The organism is Streptomyces pseudogriseolus, from assembly GCA_002154585.1.
In the GTDB taxonomy this organism is placed as follows: domain Bacteria; phylum Actinomycetota; class Actinomycetes; order Streptomycetales; family Streptomycetaceae; genus Streptomyces; species Streptomyces pseudogriseolus.
Map to the genome: position 1 here is coordinate 1 of MUNG01000025.1, position 16,274 is coordinate 16,274.

17 protein-coding genes, 1 tRNA gene and 2 pseudogenes are annotated in these 16,274 nt (G+C 70.7%); 6 read left to right on the forward strand and 14 right to left on the reverse strand.

What is annotated here, in order from left to right:
- A pseudogene (locus CCN29_RS34750) lies at nt 1–157 on the forward strand (UDP-glucose 4-epimerase GalE); the annotation flags it as partial.
- Nucleotides 158–185: 28 nt separating this feature from the next.
- The gene (gene galK / locus CCN29_RS03835; protein ID WP_086680067.1) at nt 186–1,358 is read left to right on the forward strand and encodes a galactokinase; all 1,173 of its coding nucleotides are present in this window, start codon (nt 186–188) and stop codon (nt 1,356–1,358) included.
- A gap of 74 nt (nt 1,359–1,432) precedes the next feature.
- Here the strand turns inward: galK and CCN29_RS03840 are convergent, their stop codons facing one another.
- Complete coding sequence (locus CCN29_RS03840; RefSeq protein ID WP_100247994.1) at nt 1,433–1,948, reverse strand: hypothetical protein; 516 nt, start codon at nt 1,946–1,948, stop codon at nt 1,433–1,435.
- A 62-nt stretch (nt 1,949–2,010) separates the two neighbouring features.
- A complete protein-coding gene (locus tag CCN29_RS03845) occupies nt 2,011–2,466 on the reverse strand; it encodes a GNAT family N-acetyltransferase (RefSeq protein ID WP_086680069.1) in 456 nt (151 codons plus the stop codon).
- 294 nt (nt 2,467–2,760) lie between these two features.
- On the opposite strand from CCN29_RS03845, the gene CCN29_RS03850 reads away from it, so the two are divergent.
- Nucleotides 2,761–3,531: a LuxR C-terminal-related transcriptional regulator gene (locus CCN29_RS03850; protein WP_031066498.1), complete on the forward strand. Its 771-nt coding sequence runs from the start codon at nt 2,761–2,763 to the stop codon at nt 3,529–3,531.
- On the opposite strand, the gene tamR is transcribed toward CCN29_RS03850, so the two are convergent.
- Nucleotides 3,490–3,987, reverse strand: a complete 498-nt coding sequence (gene tamR / locus CCN29_RS03855; RefSeq protein ID WP_006135804.1) for a MarR family transcriptional regulator TamR — start codon at nt 3,985–3,987, stop codon at nt 3,490–3,492. The two genes, CCN29_RS03850 and tamR, sit on opposite strands and share 42 nt — an antisense overlap.
- Nucleotides 3,988–4,102: 115 nt before the next feature.
- Between tamR and CCN29_RS03860 the strand changes: the two genes are divergently transcribed.
- On the forward strand, nt 4,103–4,924 hold the full coding sequence (locus CCN29_RS03860) for a trans-aconitate 2-methyltransferase (protein WP_039988585.1): 822 nt from the start codon (nt 4,103–4,105) through the stop codon (nt 4,922–4,924).
- Between the two features lies 1 nt (nt 4,925).
- Here the strand turns inward: CCN29_RS03860 and CCN29_RS03865 are convergent, their stop codons facing one another.
- Genes CCN29_RS03865 through CCN29_RS03880 form a run of 4 tightly spaced genes read right to left on the reverse strand, consistent with a single transcriptional unit; the run spans nt 4,926 to nt 7,148 of the window.
- Nucleotides 4,926–5,174, reverse strand: a complete 249-nt coding sequence (locus CCN29_RS03865; protein ID WP_006135802.1) for a type II toxin-antitoxin system RelE family toxin — start codon at nt 5,172–5,174, stop codon at nt 4,926–4,928.
- Nucleotides 5,171–5,422, reverse strand: a complete 252-nt coding sequence (locus tag CCN29_RS03870) for a type II toxin-antitoxin system Phd/YefM family antitoxin (RefSeq protein WP_006135801.1) — start codon at nt 5,420–5,422, stop codon at nt 5,171–5,173. Before CCN29_RS03870 ends, CCN29_RS03865 begins: the two co-directional genes overlap by 4 nt.
- 41 nt (nt 5,423–5,463) lie before the next feature.
- Nucleotides 5,464–6,138 carry a TetR/AcrR family transcriptional regulator gene (locus tag CCN29_RS03875; RefSeq protein WP_031023834.1) on the reverse strand — a complete coding sequence of 225 codons (675 nt, stop codon included), beginning with the start codon at nt 6,136–6,138 and terminating at the stop codon, nt 5,464–5,466.
- A complete protein-coding gene (locus tag CCN29_RS03880; protein ID WP_031023836.1) occupies nt 6,135–7,148 on the reverse strand; it encodes an acyl-CoA desaturase in 1,014 nt (337 codons plus the stop codon). Before CCN29_RS03880 ends, CCN29_RS03875 begins: the two co-directional genes overlap by 4 nt.
- A 292-nt stretch (nt 7,149–7,440) precedes the next feature.
- Here CCN29_RS03880 and ppc point away from each other — a divergent pair, with 292 nt between their 5' ends.
- Nucleotides 7,441–10,173: a phosphoenolpyruvate carboxylase gene (gene ppc / locus CCN29_RS03885; protein ID WP_006135798.1), complete on the forward strand. Its 2,733-nt coding sequence runs from the start codon at nt 7,441–7,443 to the stop codon at nt 10,171–10,173.
- 88 nt (nt 10,174–10,261) lie between these two features.
- On the opposite strand, the gene CCN29_RS03890 is transcribed toward ppc, so the two are convergent.
- The 7 genes from CCN29_RS03890 to CCN29_RS03920 form a co-directional block, all read right to left on the reverse strand.
- Nucleotides 10,262–10,759, reverse strand: a complete 498-nt coding sequence (locus tag CCN29_RS03890; RefSeq protein ID WP_031066504.1) for a hypothetical protein — start codon at nt 10,757–10,759, stop codon at nt 10,262–10,264.
- A gap of 88 nt (nt 10,760–10,847) precedes the next feature.
- On the reverse strand, nt 10,848–11,450 hold the full coding sequence (pth, locus tag CCN29_RS03895) for an aminoacyl-tRNA hydrolase (protein ID WP_031023846.1): 603 nt from the start codon (nt 11,448–11,450) through the stop codon (nt 10,848–10,850).
- Between the two features lie 74 nt (nt 11,451–11,524).
- Nucleotides 11,525–12,118 (reverse strand): 50S ribosomal protein L25/general stress protein Ctc, encoded by a 594-nt coding sequence (locus tag CCN29_RS03900; RefSeq protein WP_031023848.1) that lies wholly within the window; start codon nt 12,116–12,118, stop codon nt 11,525–11,527.
- Between the two features lie 205 nt (nt 12,119–12,323).
- Nucleotides 12,324–13,304 (reverse strand): ribose-phosphate diphosphokinase, encoded by a 981-nt coding sequence (locus CCN29_RS03905; RefSeq protein WP_006135794.1) that lies wholly within the window; start codon nt 13,302–13,304, stop codon nt 12,324–12,326.
- Nucleotides 13,305–13,414: 110 nt separating this feature from the next.
- The gene (gene glmU / locus CCN29_RS03910; protein ID WP_031066508.1) at nt 13,415–14,860 is read right to left on the reverse strand and encodes a bifunctional UDP-N-acetylglucosamine diphosphorylase/glucosamine-1-phosphate N-acetyltransferase GlmU; all 1,446 of its coding nucleotides are present in this window, start codon (nt 14,858–14,860) and stop codon (nt 13,415–13,417) included.
- A 123-nt stretch (nt 14,861–14,983) separates the two neighbouring features.
- Nucleotides 14,984–15,054: transfer RNA gene (locus tag CCN29_RS03915), tRNA-Gln, on the reverse strand.
- A gap of 6 nt (nt 15,055–15,060) precedes the next feature.
- Entirely contained in the window at nt 15,061–15,933 is an 873-nt protein-coding gene (locus CCN29_RS03920; RefSeq protein ID WP_086680071.1) for a helix-turn-helix domain-containing protein, read from the reverse strand.
- A 167-nt stretch (nt 15,934–16,100) separates the two neighbouring features.
- Between CCN29_RS03920 and CCN29_RS34755 the strand changes: the two are divergent.
- Nucleotides 16,101–16,274 (forward strand): annotated as a pseudogene (locus CCN29_RS34755) (sensor histidine kinase); the annotation flags it as partial.

Sequence of the window (16,274 nt, forward strand, 5' to 3'; positions counted from 1 at the left end):
GACCGCGGGGTCGCCGCCCCGCCGGGGCGGCGACCCCGCGGTCCTGGTGGCGTCCGCCGCCACGGCCCGGGAGAAGCTGGGCTGGAACCCGTCCCGCGCGGACCTCGAGGGAATCGTCGCGGACGCGTGGGAATTCGCGCAGCAGCGCGCCAAGTAAGAGGCAACGAAGGGGCAGGGGTCCAGGCATGAGCGAGTCCAGCGCGGCCGTCGCGGGAGCCGTCGCCGAGCGGTTCGAGGAGCTGTACGGGAGCGAGCCCGACGGGGTGTGGGCGGCACCCGGCCGGGTCAACCTCATCGGCGAGCACACCGACTACAACGACGGCTTCGTGATGCCGTTCGCCCTGCCGCACACCGCCGTCGCGGCCGTGTCCCGGCGCGACGACGGCGTCCTGCGCCTGCACTCCGCCGACATCGACGCCCCCGTCGTCGAACTCACCCTCGACGGCCTCGCCCCCGGCTCCGACAAGCGCTGGACCGCCTACCCGGCGGGCGTGGTGTGGGCGCTGCGCGAGGCCGGACACGCCGTCACCGGCGCGGACGTCCACCTGGCGTCCACCGTCCCGGCGGGCGCCGGCCTGTCCTCGTCGGCCGCCCTGGAGGTCGTGATCGCCCTCGCGCTCAACGACCTGTACGACCTGGGCCTGCGCGGCTGGCAGCTCGCCCGCCTCTCCCAGCGCGCGGAGAACGTCTACGTCGGCGCGCCCGTCGGCATCATGGACCAGACCGCGTCCGCCTGCTGCGAGGCGGGCCACGCCCTGTTCCTCGACACCCGCGACCTGTCCCAGCGGCAGATCCCCTTCGACCTCGCCGCCGAGGGCATGCGCCTGCTCGTCGTCGACACCCAGGTCAAGCACAGCCACAGCGAGGGCGAGTACGGCAAGCGCCGCGAGGGCTGCGAGAAGGGCGCCGCCCTGCTCGGCGTCGACGCCCTGCGGGACGTGCCCTACGAGGACCTGGACGCGGCACTGGCCCGCCTCGGCGACGAGGAGGAGGTGCGCCGCCTGGTCCGCCACGTGGTGACCGAGGACCACCGCGTCGAGCGGGTCGTCTCCCTCCTGGAATCGGGCGACACCCGCGCCATCGGCCCCCTCCTCATCGAGGGCCACACCTCCCTGCGCGACGACTTCCGCGTCTCCTGCCCCGAACTCGACCTGGTCGTCGACACGGCGGTCACCGCCGGCGCGCTGGGCGCCCGCATGACGGGCGGCGGCTTCGGCGGCTCGGCGATCGTCCTGACGGAGGAGCAGGACGTCCCCTCGATCACCAAGGCCATCGAGGAGGCCTTCGCCGCGGCCGGCCTGAAGATCCCCCGCGTCTTCGAGGCGGTGCCTTCGGCGGGGGCGCGGCGGGTGCGGTAGCCACTCCGACGCGTGCGTCGGGCATCGTCGTCCGGCGCCGGCCCGGCGCACAGCCGGGCCGGCGCCCACGGGCGTCAGGGAGACAGGCTCGCCGCCACACGGTTCGCGCAGTCACGGTCGACCGCGTTGACGGACAGCCCGGTGAAGTCCTGAGCCTGCTCGGGCAGGGCGCCGGTTCCGCCGATGAAGTCCAGCGTCCAAGGCGTTCTGCGCAGGGAGAGCATCTGTATCCCCTCGTCCGCCCAGAGCTTCGTCCGGAGCCATCCCCGCTGCTTCAGCTCGTCGGCCATCCGTTCGAAGCCCTTCGGGTCGGGTTCCGCTGCCGTGGACACCACGGCCGTCACCGCGCAGGCGCTGAACGCGCGGTTGTCCTTGGTCTCGCTGAAGCGCGCCCCCTCGAACTCTCCCGCCGCGAGGCCGGCACGGATGTCCGCTCGTGCCTCCGCGAGGCTGACCGCGGCACCAGGCCTGTTCCGGGACGCCGTCGTCCCGGTGCCCGGAGAATCCGGTTCCGCTCCCTGGTCGGCGCATCCGGACAGCAGCATCGCCGCCGCCACTGCGGCGACGACCCCCTTCGGCAGTACCCGCACCGTTCCCCCGCCTCACCCGATCATGTAACTCGCATGCTAGCGAAGGAGGTTGGTGAGCCGCCTCACCCGATCTGTTTCGTCAAGGTGTACTCAGTGACCCCCGGTGGATAGTCGGGGATCACGCACACCACCTCGTAGCCGTGTTTGCGGTAGAAGTCCGGGGCCTGGAAGTCCCAGGTCTCCACGCGGCTGTGCGTGCACGCGCGCTCCGTGGTGGCGAGGCGTTCCGCCTCCGTGAGGAGTGTCGAGCCGAGGCCTGTGCCGCGGTGGGCGGCGTCGACCCAGAGGTAGGTCACGTGCAGCCACGTCGTCCAGGTGTGGCCGACCAGGCCGCCCGCGAGGTCGCCGTTCGCGGACAACGCCCACACGTGCAAAGGGGATTCACGCTCCGCGGGGGTTCCGCGCAGAGCGCGCAGGACCGGGGAGGCGGCCGTGTTGGTGTCCCGGAGCCGCTTGTGGAGCAGATCGCGTCGGGCCTTGTCGACTTCTGTCTCAAGACGAAACATGCGGCACACCATAAACGCGCAAGGCCGCAAGTTCTGCAAATCAGCTTCCGCTCAGGGCCCCCGCCCGTACTCTGATGAACAGCGCCGGTGGGGGCCGGCGTGCGTTCAGGGGGCGAGACGGCCGGGCACGGCGTCCGGGGCGCGGACGGCGGTGGTCGCGCGGCGGCGGCCGTGCGGACGGCGCGCCGGCCCGTCCCATCCGGCGAGGGAAGGTCACGGGGCCCTCGGTGCCGTGTCCGTGCCGGTGTCGTCCACCGGCGACGGGGTAGTCCCCTGCTCTGGGAAGAGCGTGGGGAAGGGGGTTACGTGGTTCGCATTCGAGTCCTGGTCGTCGACGACCACCGCATCTTCGCCGAGTCGCTGGCCGCGGCGCTGGCCGCGGAGCCCGACGTCGAGGTGTCCGCGGCGGGCAGCGGCCCGGCGGCGCTGCGCTGTCTGGAGCGGGCGGCCGCCGAGGGGCGGCGGTTCGACGTGCTGCTCGTCGACGCCGACCTGGGCGTCCCGGCGCCCGACGGGCGCCCGGCCGCGCCGCCCGTGCAGGCCGTCGACGAGGACGGCGCCGTGGACGGCATCTCCCTGGTGGGCGGGGTGCGTTCGGCCCAGCCGCAGGTGCGGGTCGTCGTGCTCGCCGAGAAGGACGACCCGGCCCGCGCCGCCCTCGCGCTCCAGGCGGGCGCCTCCGGCTGGGTCGCCAAGGACTGCTCGCTGAGCCGCCTGCTCACCGTCATCCGCGGCGTGCTGCGCGACGAGACGCATCTGCCGCCCGCCCTTCTGACCGGTGTCCTGCGGGAGTTGACCGCTGCCCGGCGTCACCGCACGGAAAGCGAACGGCTCGTGGAGTCGCTGACCCCGCGCGAGCGGGAGGTGCTGCGCTGCATGGTCGCGGGCCTGGGGCGCAAGGCGGTCGCCGAACGCCTGTACCTGTCGCCGCACACCGTGCGCACCCACATGCAGAACGTCCTCGGCAAGCTGGGCGTGCACTCCACGCTCGCCGCGGTCGCCCTCGCCCGGCGCGCAGGCGTCGGACCGGTGGACCTATCCGGGGATGTTGTCGAACGGGGCGGTCAACTGGCGTAGCAGCCCGGCCAGTTCCACCCGCTGGGCGCGGGTCAGCTCCCCGAGGATGGCCCGCTCCTGGGCGAGCAGACCCGCCAGTGCCTGGTCCGCGCGGTCCTTGCCCTCGTCGGTCAGCCGCACCAGCACACCGCGCCGGTCACTGGGGTCCGGCAGCCGCTCCACCAGGCCCTTCTTGGTGAGCCGGTCGATACGGTTGGTCATCGTGCCCGACGTGACGAGCGTCTGCGTGAGCAGCTGGCCGGGGGAGAGCTGGTACGGGGTGCCCGCGCGGCGCAGCGCGGTCAGCACGTCGAACTCCCAGGACTCCAGGCCGTGCTCGGTGAAGGCGAGGCGGCGTGCCCGGTCCAGGTGCCGGGCCAGCCTGCTGACCCGGCTGAGCACCTCGAGCGGTTCCACGTCGAGGTCCGGGCGCTCCCGGCGCCACGCTGCGACCAGCCGATCGACCTCGTCCTCCATAAGGATCAGTGTAGTGGTTGTGTCGATGTGAAGTCTCTTGATGTCGAGTGTCTTGACGTCGAGAGAGATTGGGGTGACGCTGGACTCCACGCCGATCCGCGATCCGGGAGGTCCCGTGTCCGCCGCCGCCCGTCCCGTCTGGGACCCCGCCCAGTACCTGCGTCACGCCGGGCACCGCACCCGGCCCTTCACCGACCTGCTCGCCCGCGTCCCCGGCCTGCCCGGCGACCCGCCCCGCATCGCCGACCTCGGCTGCGGCGCCGGCAACGTCACCGCCCTCCTCGCCGACCGCTGGCCCGCCGCCCGCGTCACCGGCTACGACAACGCGCCCGAGATGCTCGACAAGGCCCGCGCCGACCACGAGGGCCCCACCGGCGGAGGCGGCCGGCTCGACTTCGCCCACGCCGACGCCGGCACCTGGACGCCCCAGGAGCCGTACGACCTGATCGTCAGCAACGCCACCCTGCAATGGGTGCCCGGGCACGCCGAGAGGTTCGCCGCGTGGATCGACGGGCTCGTGCCCGGCGGGGTCCTCGCCTTCCAGGTGCCCGGCAACTTCGACGCCCCCAGCCACACCCTGATGCGCGGCCTCGCCGCCTCCCCGCGGTGGCGCGGCCGCCTGTCCGGCGTCCTGCGCCACGCGGACGCCGTGCTGCCGCCCGAGGCGTACCTGGACCGCCTGGCCGCCCTCGGCTGCGCGGTCGACGCCTGGGAGACGACGTACGTCCACCTGCTGGAAGGGGAGGACCCCGTCCTCGACTGGGTCAAGGGCACGGGCCTGCGCCCCGTCCTCACCGCCCTCGCCGACGACCCCGCGGCGCGCGACGACTTCCTCGCCGAGTACCGCGCCGCCCTGCGCGACGCCTACCCGGCCACCGCGCACGGCACCCCGTTCCGCTTCCGCCGCGTCTTCGCCGTCGCCGTCAAGGAGGCATGAGTCAGGGGGTGCGGCCCAGGTGGGTGACGAGAATGTGGATCACGTCGTCGTCGATGACGTACAGCACCCGGTAGTCGCCCACGCGCAAGCGGCGCGCTGTCGGTCCGTAGGCGACGGACTGGGCGGGCCGGGGCTCCTTCGCCAGGGTGTCGACGGCCTCGTACACAGCGGCCAACCCTGCCGGGTCGTCACGGAGGAACCGCACGGCCGCGTTCGTGGCGTTGGGCTGCCAAACGATGCGGTAGGTCACGGACGCAACCCCAGCATGCGTCCGACCTCTTCGTGTGGGATGCCTTCGCCGAGGAGGCCCGCAGCCTTGCGGCGCTCGTAGTCGGCAACCGCCAACGCGTCTTCCAGATCCTCTATGACCTGCGGCGACACGAGTAGCGCGGCCACGTGCCCGTGATCCGTGAGGGCGATCGTCTCGCGGCCGTGGGCCGCGCGACGCACGAGGTCACCGAGCTGGGCACGGGCTGCGCTGATCGTGATTTCAGTCATGCGCACATGATTGCACAAGGTTAATCCAGTGTGCTGTTGTTTCAGCTCTTCCGGTGGCCTATCAGCCGCGGCTTCGGCTCCAGCCCGTCCAGACCGTGCCAGGCCAGGTTCACCAGGTGGGCCGCCACCTCCGCCTTCTTCGGCTTGCGCACGTCCAGCCACCACTGGCCGGTCAGCGCCACCATCCCGACCAGCGCCTGCGCGTACAGCGGTGCCAGCTTCGGGTCGAAGCCGCGGCTCTTGAACTCGCGGCCCAGGATGTCCTCCACCTGGGTGGCGATGTCCGAGATCAGCGAGGCGAAGGTCCCCGTCGACTGCGGGATGGGGGAGTCACGGACCAGGATGCGGAACCCGTCCGTGTACTCCTCGATGTAGTCCAGCAGCGCGAACGCGGCCTGCTCGCACAGCTCACGCGGATGACCCGCCGTCAGCGAACCGGTCACCATGTCCAGCAGCCGCCGCATCTCCCGGTCCACCACGACCGCGTACAGCCCCTCCTTGCCGCCGAAGTGCTCGTACACCACCGGCTTGGAGACCCCGGCCTTCGCCGCGATCTCCTCCACCGACGTGCCCTCGAACCCCTTCGCCGCGAACAGGGTGCGGCCGATCTCCAGCAGCTGCTGGCGGCGCTCGGCACCGGTCATCCGGGTGCGACGCGCACGCCGCGGCTTGTCATTGCTTGGGGTGCTCGAGTCGGTCGCCACGGCGACCATCATGCCGCCTCGGCAGGTTCCTTCCCGCGCGGGGCGGCGCCATCCGGGGCGACACGCCGCGAATCGATACGCGAGCGTGACGGCCACCGCACGTCGTACGCCCAGCCCAGCTGCTCGAACCAGCGGATCAGCCGCGCCGAGGAGTCCACCTGCCAGCGCTCCACACCGTGACGCGCGGACGTCGGGTCGGCGTGGTGCAGGTTGTGCCAGGACTCACCGCACGACAGCACCGCCAGCCACCACACGTTGCCCGAACGGTCCCGCGACTTGAACGGCCGCTTGCCCACCGCGTGGCAGATCGAGTTGATCGACCACGTCACATGGTGCAGCAGAGCCACCCGGACGAGTGAACCCCAGAAGAAGCCGGTGAACGCCCCCCACCACGACATGGTCGCCAGACCGCCGATCAGCGCCGGCAGACCCAGCGACACCGCCGTCCACAGCACGAACTGCCGGGAGATCGCCCGCATGGCCGGGTCCTTGATCAGATCCGGCGCGTACTTCTCCTGCGGCGTCTGCTCCTCGTCGAACATCCATCCGATGTGCGCCCACCACAGGCCCTTGATCAGCGCCGGGATCGTCTCCCCGTACCGCCACGGCGAGTGCGGGTCGCCCTCCGCGTCGGAGAACTTGTGATGCTTGCGATGGTCGGCCACCCAGCGCACCAGCGGCCCCTCGACCGCCATCGAACCGGCGATCGCCAGCGCGATCTTCAGCGGCCGCTTCGCCTTGAACGAACCGTGCGTGAAGTGACGGTGGAAGCCGATCGTGATGCCGTGGCATCCCAGGAAGTAGAAGAAGACCAGCAGACCGAGGTCCAGCCAGCTCACCCCCCAGCCCCACGCCAGCGGCACGGCCGCCACCAGCGCGAGGAAGGGGACGACGATGAAGAGCAGCAGCGTGATCTGCTCGACGGACCGTTTGCGCTCCCCGCCCAGCGTGGCGGAGGGAGCGGTGTCGTCGGACGGTGACTGGTGCGGGGCTTCGTCGAGCACATCGGAGCGTGAGGTCATGCGTTCCCCTGTGGGGTATGTGGACTTGAGGAAGGTGCCGGGCCGCCGGAACCGCATCGCTTTCCTACGGTCCCGTAACCTACGGCATCGTAAGTATGGCAGTGCGTCGCCCCGCGGCAAGGGCCCGTGGGCCAGCGCGTCCGGGTCGACACCTATCCTTGGAAGTCGGTCGGACAGCGCGGTCCGCTCTGATTTCTTCCCGGACGTCCGGCCCGCAAGCGGCTCACGCCGCGCGGGACGCTCGCCGGGTTCCCTCCCAGACGAGCTTCCAACACTGCAAGGAGCCGCACCTGTGAGCAGTGCCGACGACCAGACCACCACGACGAGCGCCGAACTGCGTGCCGACATCCGCCGACTGGGCGACCTGCTCGGCGAGACCCTGGTACGGCAGGAGGGCCCGGAGCTCCTCGAACTCGTCGAGAAGGTCCGCCGCCTCACCCGCGAGGACGGCGAAGCCGCCGCCGAGCTGCTGCGCGGCACCGAGCTGGAGACCGCCGCCAAGCTGGTGCGCGCCTTCTCCACCTACTTCCACCTGGCCAACGTCACCGAACAGGTGCACCGCGGACGCGAACTCGCCGCCCGCCGCGCCGCCGAGGGCGGCCTGCTCTCCCGCACCGCCGACCGGCTCAAGGACGCCGACCCCGACCACCTCCGGGAAACCGTCCGCAACCTCAACGTGCGGCCCGTCTTCACCGCCCACCCCACCGAGGCCGCCCGCCGCTCCGTCCTCAACAAGCTCCGCCGCATCGCCGCCCTGCTCGAGACCCCGGTCCTCGCCTCCGACCGGCGCCGCCTCGACACCCGGCTGGCGGAGAACATCGACCTCGTCTGGCAGACGGACGAACTGCGCGTCGTGCGCCCCGAGCCCGCCGACGAGGCCCGCAACGCCATCTACTACCTCGACGAACTCCACGCCGGCGCCGTCGGCGACGTCCTGGAGGACCTCACCGCCGAACTCGAGCGCGTCGGCGTCCACCTCCCCGACGACACCCGCCCCCTCACCTTCGGCACCTGGATCGGCGGCGACCGCGACGGCAACCCCAACGTCACCCCCCAGGTCACCTGGGACGTCCTCATCCTCCAGCACGAACACGGCATCAACGACGCCCTGGAGATGATCGACGAGCTGCGCGGCTTCCTCTCCAACTCCATCCGCTACACCGGAGCCACCGAGGAACTCCTCACCTCCCTCCAGGCCGACCTCGAAGCCCTCCCCGAGATCAGCCCCCGCTACAAGCGCCTCAACGCCGAGGAGCCCTACCGGCTCAAGGCCACCTGCATCCGCCAGAAGCTGGAGAACACCAAGCTCCGCCTCGCCAAGGGCACCCCCCACGAGCCCGGCCGCGACTACCTCGGCACCAGCGAACTCATCACCGACCTGCGGATCATCCAGGCCTCCCTGCGCGAACACCGCGGCGGACTCTTCGCCGACGGCCGCCTCGCCCGCACCATCCGCACCCTCGCCGCCTTCGGCCTCCAGCTCGCCACCATGGACGTCCGCGAACACGCCGACGCCCACCACCACGCCCTCGGCCAGCTGTTCGACCGGCTCGGCGAGGAATCCTGGCGCTACGCCGACATGCCCCGCGAGTACCGCGCCAAGCTCCTCGCCAAGGAACTCCGCAGCAGAAGGCCGCTCGCCCCCACCCCCGCCCCCGTCGACGAGGCCGGCGAGAAGACCCTCGGCGTGTTCCGCACCGTCAAGCGCGCCCTGGAGGTCTTCGGACCCGAGGTCGTCGAGTCGTACATCATCTCCATGTGCCAGGGCGCCGACGACGTCTTCGCCGCCGCCGTCCTCGCCCGCGAGGCCGGCCTGATCGACCTGCACGCCGGCTGGGCCAAGATCGGCATCGTGCCGCTCCTGGAGACCACCGACGAGCTCAAGGCCGCCGACACCATCCTCGAGGACATGCTCGCCGACCCCTCCTACCGGCGCCTCGTCGCCCTGCGCGGCGACGTCCAGGAGGTCATGCTCGGCTACTCCGACTCCTCCAAGTTCGGCGGCATCACCACCAGCCAGTGGGAGATCCACCGCGCCCAGCGCCGCCTGCGCGACGTCGCCCACCGCTACGGCGTCCGTCTGCGCCTCTTCCACGGCCGCGGCGGCACCGTCGGCCGCGGCGGCGGCCCCACCCACGACGCGATCCTCGCCCAGCCCTGGGGCACCCTCGAAGGCGAGATCAAGGTCACCGAGCAGGGCGAGGTCATCTCCGACAAGTACCTCATCCCGTCCCTCGCCCGCGAGAACCTCGAACTGACCGTCGCCGCCACCCTCCAGGCGTCCGCGCTGCACACCGCGCCCCGCCAGTCCGTCGAGGCCCTCGCCCGCTGGGACGCCGCCATGGACGTCGTCTCCGACGCCGCCCACACCGCCTACCGCGAGCTCGTCGAGGACCCCGACCTGCCGACGTACTTCCTCGCCTCCACCCCCGTCGACCAGCTCGCCGAACTCCACCTCGGCTCCCGGCCCTCCCGCCGCCCCGGCTCCGGCGTCTCCCTCGACGGCCTGCGCGCCATCCCCTGGGTGTTCGGCTGGACCCAGTCCCGGCAGATCGTCCCCGGCTGGTTCGGCGTCGGCTCCGGCCTCAAGGCCCTGCGCGAGGCCGGCCTCGACACCGTGCTCGACGAGATGTACGAGCAGTGGCACTTCTTCCGCAACTTCATCTCCAACGTGGAGATGACCCTCGCCAAGACCGACCTGCGGATCGCCCAGCACTACGTCGACACCCTCGTCCCCGACGAACTCAAGCACGTCTTCGACACCATCAAGGCCGAACACGACCTGACCGTCACCGAGGTGCTGCGCGTCACCGGCGAACAGGAACTGCTGGACGCCGACCCCGTCCTCAAGCAGACCTTCGCCATCCGCGACGCCTACCTGGACCCCATCTCCTACCTCCAGGTGGCCCTGCTCAAGCGCCAGCGCGACGCGGCCGCCGCCGGCGAGCAGCCCGACCCGCTGCTCTCCCGCGCCCTGCTGCTCACCGTCAACGGCGTCGCGGCGGGCCTGCGCAACACCGGCTGACCCACGGACGCACAACGACGCACGAAAGGGCGGCACCCTCCGGCTCGTACAACCGGAGGGCGCCGCCCCTCGTCATGTCCCGGGAGATCTACAGCGCCACGAACGCCGCCGTCAGCAGCCCCGCGCCCGCCAGCGCCATCACCCACGCGAGCCGCGTCCGCAGCAGGCCGCCCGCCACCACCACCGACGCCAGCAGCAGCGCACCCCCCAACGGCACCCACGCGTACAGCACCCCCGCCGGACCCGAACGCACCGCCTCCGCCCCGCCCGGCTTCAGCACCACCGTGTACGTGCCGCCCCTCTCCACCGCGGCCGTGTCGTCCAGCACCACCCGCGCCCGCGGCTGCGAGCCCGGCGACAACGGCCGGAACGGCCCCTCACAGGCGTCCTCGGCACACCGGACCACCTCGACCGTGCCGCGCTCACGCCCCTTGGTCAGCATCACGTGCTGCGCCGTCCCCCACGACGCCCACACCCCGGCGATCAGGATCAGCACGGCGACCGCGCCCATCGCCGCGAACCGGCCGAAGCGCAACGCGGAGGAGCCGCGCGGGACACCGCGCGAGGAACGGACCGCAGAAGGCATGGCCGCGATCCTTGGCCATGACCTTGCGGCTGGTCAACTCCGGTGGGCGGCACCACCGGACAAGTCCACCGAAGTCACCCGCACGCCGTCACGAGTTGTAGGCGCTCTGCGCCCGCTCCAGACCCTCCGTCACCAGACACTCCACCGCGTCCGCCGCCCGGTCCACGAAGTAGTCCAGCTCCTTGCGCTCCGCCGACGAGAAGTCCTTCAGCACGAAGTCCGCCACCGGCATCCGCCCCGGCGGCCGCCCGATCCCGAACCGCACCCGGTGATACTCCCGCCCGAACGCCCCCGTCAGCGACTTCAGACCGTTGTGCCCGTTGTCCCCGCCGCCCAGCTTCAGCCGCAGCGTCCCGTAGTCGATGTCCAGCTCGTCGTGGACGGCGACCACCCGCTGCGCCGGCACCTTGTAGAACTCCCGCAGCGCGTTCACCGGCCCGCCCGACAGATTCATGTACGACATCGGCTTCACCAGCACCACCCGGCGGCTGCCCGGCCCGGCGGGCCCGATCCGGCCCTCCACCACCTGCGCCTGCGCCTTCGCCGCCCGCTTGAACCGGCCGCCCATCCGCTCCGCCAGCAGATCCGCGACCATGAACCCCACGTTGTGCCGGTTCATCGCGTACCCCGGCCCCGGATTGCCCAGCCCGGCGACCAGCCAGGGGCCCGCCGCGTCCTCCGTCACGCCCACGCTTCCTCCCACATACGCGTCGGCCGCCGCCCCGCACGGGAGCAGCGGCCGACGAACGACTGGATCCGAAAGGCTCAGGCCTCGGCGGCCTCTTCGCCCTCCTCGGCGCCCTCGGGCGCCTCCTCGGCCTGCGCGGCCAGGACCTGGAGCACCACGGCGTCGTCCTCGACGGCGAGGGAGACACCGCTCGGCAGCTTGATGTCCTTGGCGAGCACGGAGGCGCCGGCCTCCAGGCCCTCGACGGACACGGTCACGCTCTCCGGGATGTGCGTGGCCTCGGCCTCGACCGGCAGCGCGGACAGGACGTGCTCCAGCAGGTTGCCGCCCGGGGCCAGCTCGCCCTCGGCCTGCACCGGGATCTCGACCTGGACCTTCTCGCCGCGCTTCACCAGCAGCAGGTCGACGTGCTCCAGGAAGCCCTTGACCGGGTCACGCTGGACCGACTTCGGGATGGCCAGCTCGTTGGTCTTGCCGTCGATGTCCAGCGCGATCAGCACGTTCGGCGTACGCAGGGCGAGCAGCAGCTCGTGACCCGGGAAGGTCAGGTGCAGCGGGTCCGAACCGTGCCCGTACAGCACACCGGGAACCTTGTCGGAACGACGGATACGGCGGGCGGCACCCTTGCCGAACTCGGTGCGCGTCTCGGCGGCGATCTTCACCTCGGACATGATCACTCCTCATAGTCAGAACGGACGTGGTCACCCGGCCACGAACGGCCTGCTACGAAGAGCGCGTCGATAACGGACCGCCGTACAGCCTTCCGAAGAAGCGGTACGGCCTCCCTCGCCGAGCAACTCCAGCAGTTTACCCGGGCCAGGAGGCCGCACCCAAAACGATCACCGGCAGCCGAACGGATGTCGGACTGCAGAACCCTTACTGCTCGTCGAACAGGCTCGTCACCGAGCCGTCCTCGAACACCTCACGCGCCGCCCGCGCGATCGTCGGCGCGATCGACAACACCGTGATCTTGTCCAGGCTCTCGCTCAGCTCACCCGGCGTCGGCAGCGTGTTCGTGAACACGAACTCGCTCACCTTCGAGTTCTTCAGCCGGTCCGCCGCCGGACCCGACAGCACACCGTGCGTCGCCGTCACGATCACGTCCTCCGCGCCGTGCGCGAACAACGCGTCCGCCGCCGCACAGATCGTGCCACCCGTGTCGATCATGTCGTCCACCAGCACACAGACCCGGCCCTTGACCTCACCCACGACCTCGTGGACGGTCACCTGGTTCGCCACGTCCTTGTCCCGGCGCTTGTGCACGATCGCCAGCGGCGCACCCAGCCGGTCGCACCAGCGGTCCGCCACCCGCACACGGCCCGCGTCCGGAGACACCACCGTCAGCTTCGAACGGTCCACCTTCGCACCCACGTAGTCCGCGAGCAGCGGCAGCGCGAACAGATGATCCACCGGGCCGTCGAAGAAACCCTGGATCTGATCCGTGTGCAGGTCCACCGTCAGCAGACGGTCCGCACCCGCCGTCTTCATCAGATCCGCGATCAGACGCGCCGAGATCGGCTCACGCCCACGGTGCTTCTTGTCCTGCCGCGCATACCCGTAGAACGGCACGATCACCGTGATCGAACGGGCCGACGCACGCTTCAACGCGTCGATCATGATCAACTGCTCCATGATCCACTTGTTGATCGGCGCCGTGTGGCTCTGGATCAGGAAACAGTCGGCACCACGAGCCGACTCCTGATACCGCACATAGATCTCGCCGTTCGCGAAGTCGAAGGCCTTCGTCGGGACGACCCCGACACCCAACTGCTGGGCGACCTCCTCGGCAAGCTCGGGGTGGGCGCGGCCGGAGAAGAACATCATCTTCTTCTCGCCGGTCGTCTTGATCCCGGTCACAGCACTGTCTCCTCAGAGGTGTCTCAGCTGGTGGGGGTGCGCATCCGCACCTAACACGGTACGCCGTCCCGAACGGCACGCTCTCCGGCCCCGAACAGGACGGCCTCCCGTCACTCCTCGCCGGCCGGCTCCCGCGACGCCGCCTCCGCGGCCTTCGCGGCAGCACTCCCCGGACGCTTACGAGCCACCCAGCCCTCGATGTTGCGCTGCTGACCACGCGCCACCGCCAGCGAACCCGGCGGCACATCCTTCGTGATCACCGAGCCCGCAGCCGTGTAAGCGCCGTCCCCGACCGTGACAGGAGCCACAAACATGTTGTCCGACCCCGTCCGGCAGTGCGACCCGACCGTCGTGTGATGTTTGTCCTGTCCGTCGTAATTGACGAACACACTCGCCGCACCGATGTTCGAGAACTCGCCGATCGTCGCGTCCCCCACGTACGACAGATGCGGAACCTTCGACCCCTCGCCGATCGACGCGTTCTTCGTCTCCACGAACGTGCCGATCTTGCCCTTGCGCGACAACCGCGTCCCCGGCCGCAGATACGCGAACGGACCCACCGACGCCTCCGGACCCACCTCGGCACCCATCGCCACCGTGTTGTCCACCCGCGCACCCGCACCCACCCGGGTGTCCGTCAGCCGCGAGTTCGGACCCACCTCACAGCCCTCACCCAGATGCGTGGCACCGTGCAACTGCGTCCCCGGATGCACCACCGCATCCCGCTCGAACGTCACCGACACGTCCACCCACGTCGACGCCGGATCCACCACCGTCACACCCGACAACATCGCCGCCGTCAGCAGCCGGTCGTTCAGAATCCGCCGCGCCTCGGACAACTGCACACGGTTGTTGATCCCCGCGATCTCCCGGTGATCCCCCGCCACCGACGCACCCACCCGGTGCCCCGCCTCACGCAGGATCCCCAGCACGTCCGTCAGGTACTCCTCACCCTGACTGTTGTCCGTACGCACCTTCTTCAGCGCGTCCGCCAGCAACGCGCCGTCGAACGCGAACACACCCGAGTTGATCTCCCGGACCGCCCGCACCTCGTCCGACGCGTCCTTGTGCTCCACGATCGCCGTCACGGCACCGGAGTCGTCCCGCACGATCCGGCCGTACCCGGTCGCGTCCGGCACCTCCGCCGTCAGCACCGTCACCGCGTTGCCGTCCGCCACATGCGTCTCGGACAGCCGGCGCAGCGTCTCACCGGTCAGCAGCGGAGTGTCACCGCACACCACCACCACGGTCCCGTCCACGGAACCGCCCAGCTCCTCCAGACCCATCCGCACGGCATGCCCCGTGCCGTTCTGCTCCGCCTGCACGGCGGTCCGCACGTCCGGCGCGACCTCCGCGAGATGCGCGGTCACCTGCTCACGGGCGTGACCCACGACGACGACGAGGCTGGCCGGGTCCAGTTCACCGGCGGCGGCGAGCACATGACCCACCAGGGAACGACCACAGATCTCGTGCAGGACCTTCGGTGTGGCCGACTTCATACGGGTGCCCTCACCCGCTGCGAGAACGACGACGGCTGCCGGGCGATTGGCGCTCACGGGATGCCCTTCGGCTGTGTTGGAGGTGGGGGGATGGACATCCGCAGGATACCGGGGCGTTTCCGGGGGGACATGAGTGCGGGTCCCGACCGGTTGCCGGTCAGGACCCGAACCAAGGATGTGCTCCCGGGGGAGGACTCGAACCCCCATGATCAGAGCCAAAATCTGACGTCTTGCCCTTAGACGACCCGGGATTAACCTTATGTCCGATTTCGCGCATCGGACGAGGTGGCAGCCCCTACTATGCCGTACCACCAGCCTTCGATGCGACGGTACAGGTCGGCTCCGTTCCTCACGTCCACGCGGAGGCATCCCCGGTACGTGTCACCGGTGTTCTTCCGGTTCGTCGCCGGGTTGTGCCTCTTGAGCGTCGTCTTCAGGAAGCCGGCCCGGTCCACGCCGACATGGTCGGCCCAGAACTGTTCGGCGCCCTGGACGTCGGCGCTCTCGTGGATGTGTACGGCGAACCTGATCCGAGCCGGATCCACGTCGAGCAGGTGCAGCCAGGCCAGGAAGACCGAGATCATGTCCGGGTCGCTGTTGACGAAGGTGACGCGCTCCTGCGGGTTGTGCGGCTTTCGCTTCGAGCCCTCGGCCCAGTAGAGGCCCACCCCGAGCAGGAACAGTTCGCGGTCCGTCAATGAGCCGATCTCGCTCGTCGCGGCCGCTCGGGTCCGCTGCCGCTCCTCCTCGCGGAGCCGCAGCTTCGCCTCCCAGCCCCGCCGGGCGATGGCCGCCGCCTCCTCGCGGCTGCGTTTCCGCTCCGGCTTCGGCAGATCCCGCACCCACAGCGAGATCGAACTCTTGGAGCAGCCCAGCTCGACCTGGATCTGGTCGTACGTCCAGCCCTGGAGGCGGAGCTGGCGGGCCCGTGCCCGGAGGTCGTCCTTGGCGTTGGGGCGTCGGGTCCAGTCGGGTGCGGGTTCGCCCTGGAGGAGGCGGTTGAGGATGTCGTTGTTGTCCACGCGGAGGCGGTCGCGGATCTGGCGTCGGCTCAGTCCGGCGCGTCGGAGGGCGACGGCCTGCTCGCGGAGGCCTTCGAAGTCGGCGTATTTGCCGGTGGGATGTGCCATGGGCATACCGTCCGGCCGGAATGGAGGGTTCCCGGGTCGAACGGTGCGCGATTCAGCAGTTCGAGGGATTGCGGGGCGTTTCGCGGCGGATCGGCCGGGCGGGGTGGGTCGGGGCCGGGGTGGAAACTCCCCGGAAAGGGGACGGGGAGCGCCTTTAGGCTGGAGGCATGACCACGACGGGGGAAGACCATGTGACGGCCCGGGGCGGGCCCTGGTGGTGGGAGCGGCGGCGCAGTGCCGTGCTCGATGTGGGGCTTGCGGTGGTGTCCGCGCTGGAGTGTGCGGCGGAGGGGGTTCCGTTCGCGTGGGAGGCGGGGATCCCGGTCGCCGTGGGGGTGGTG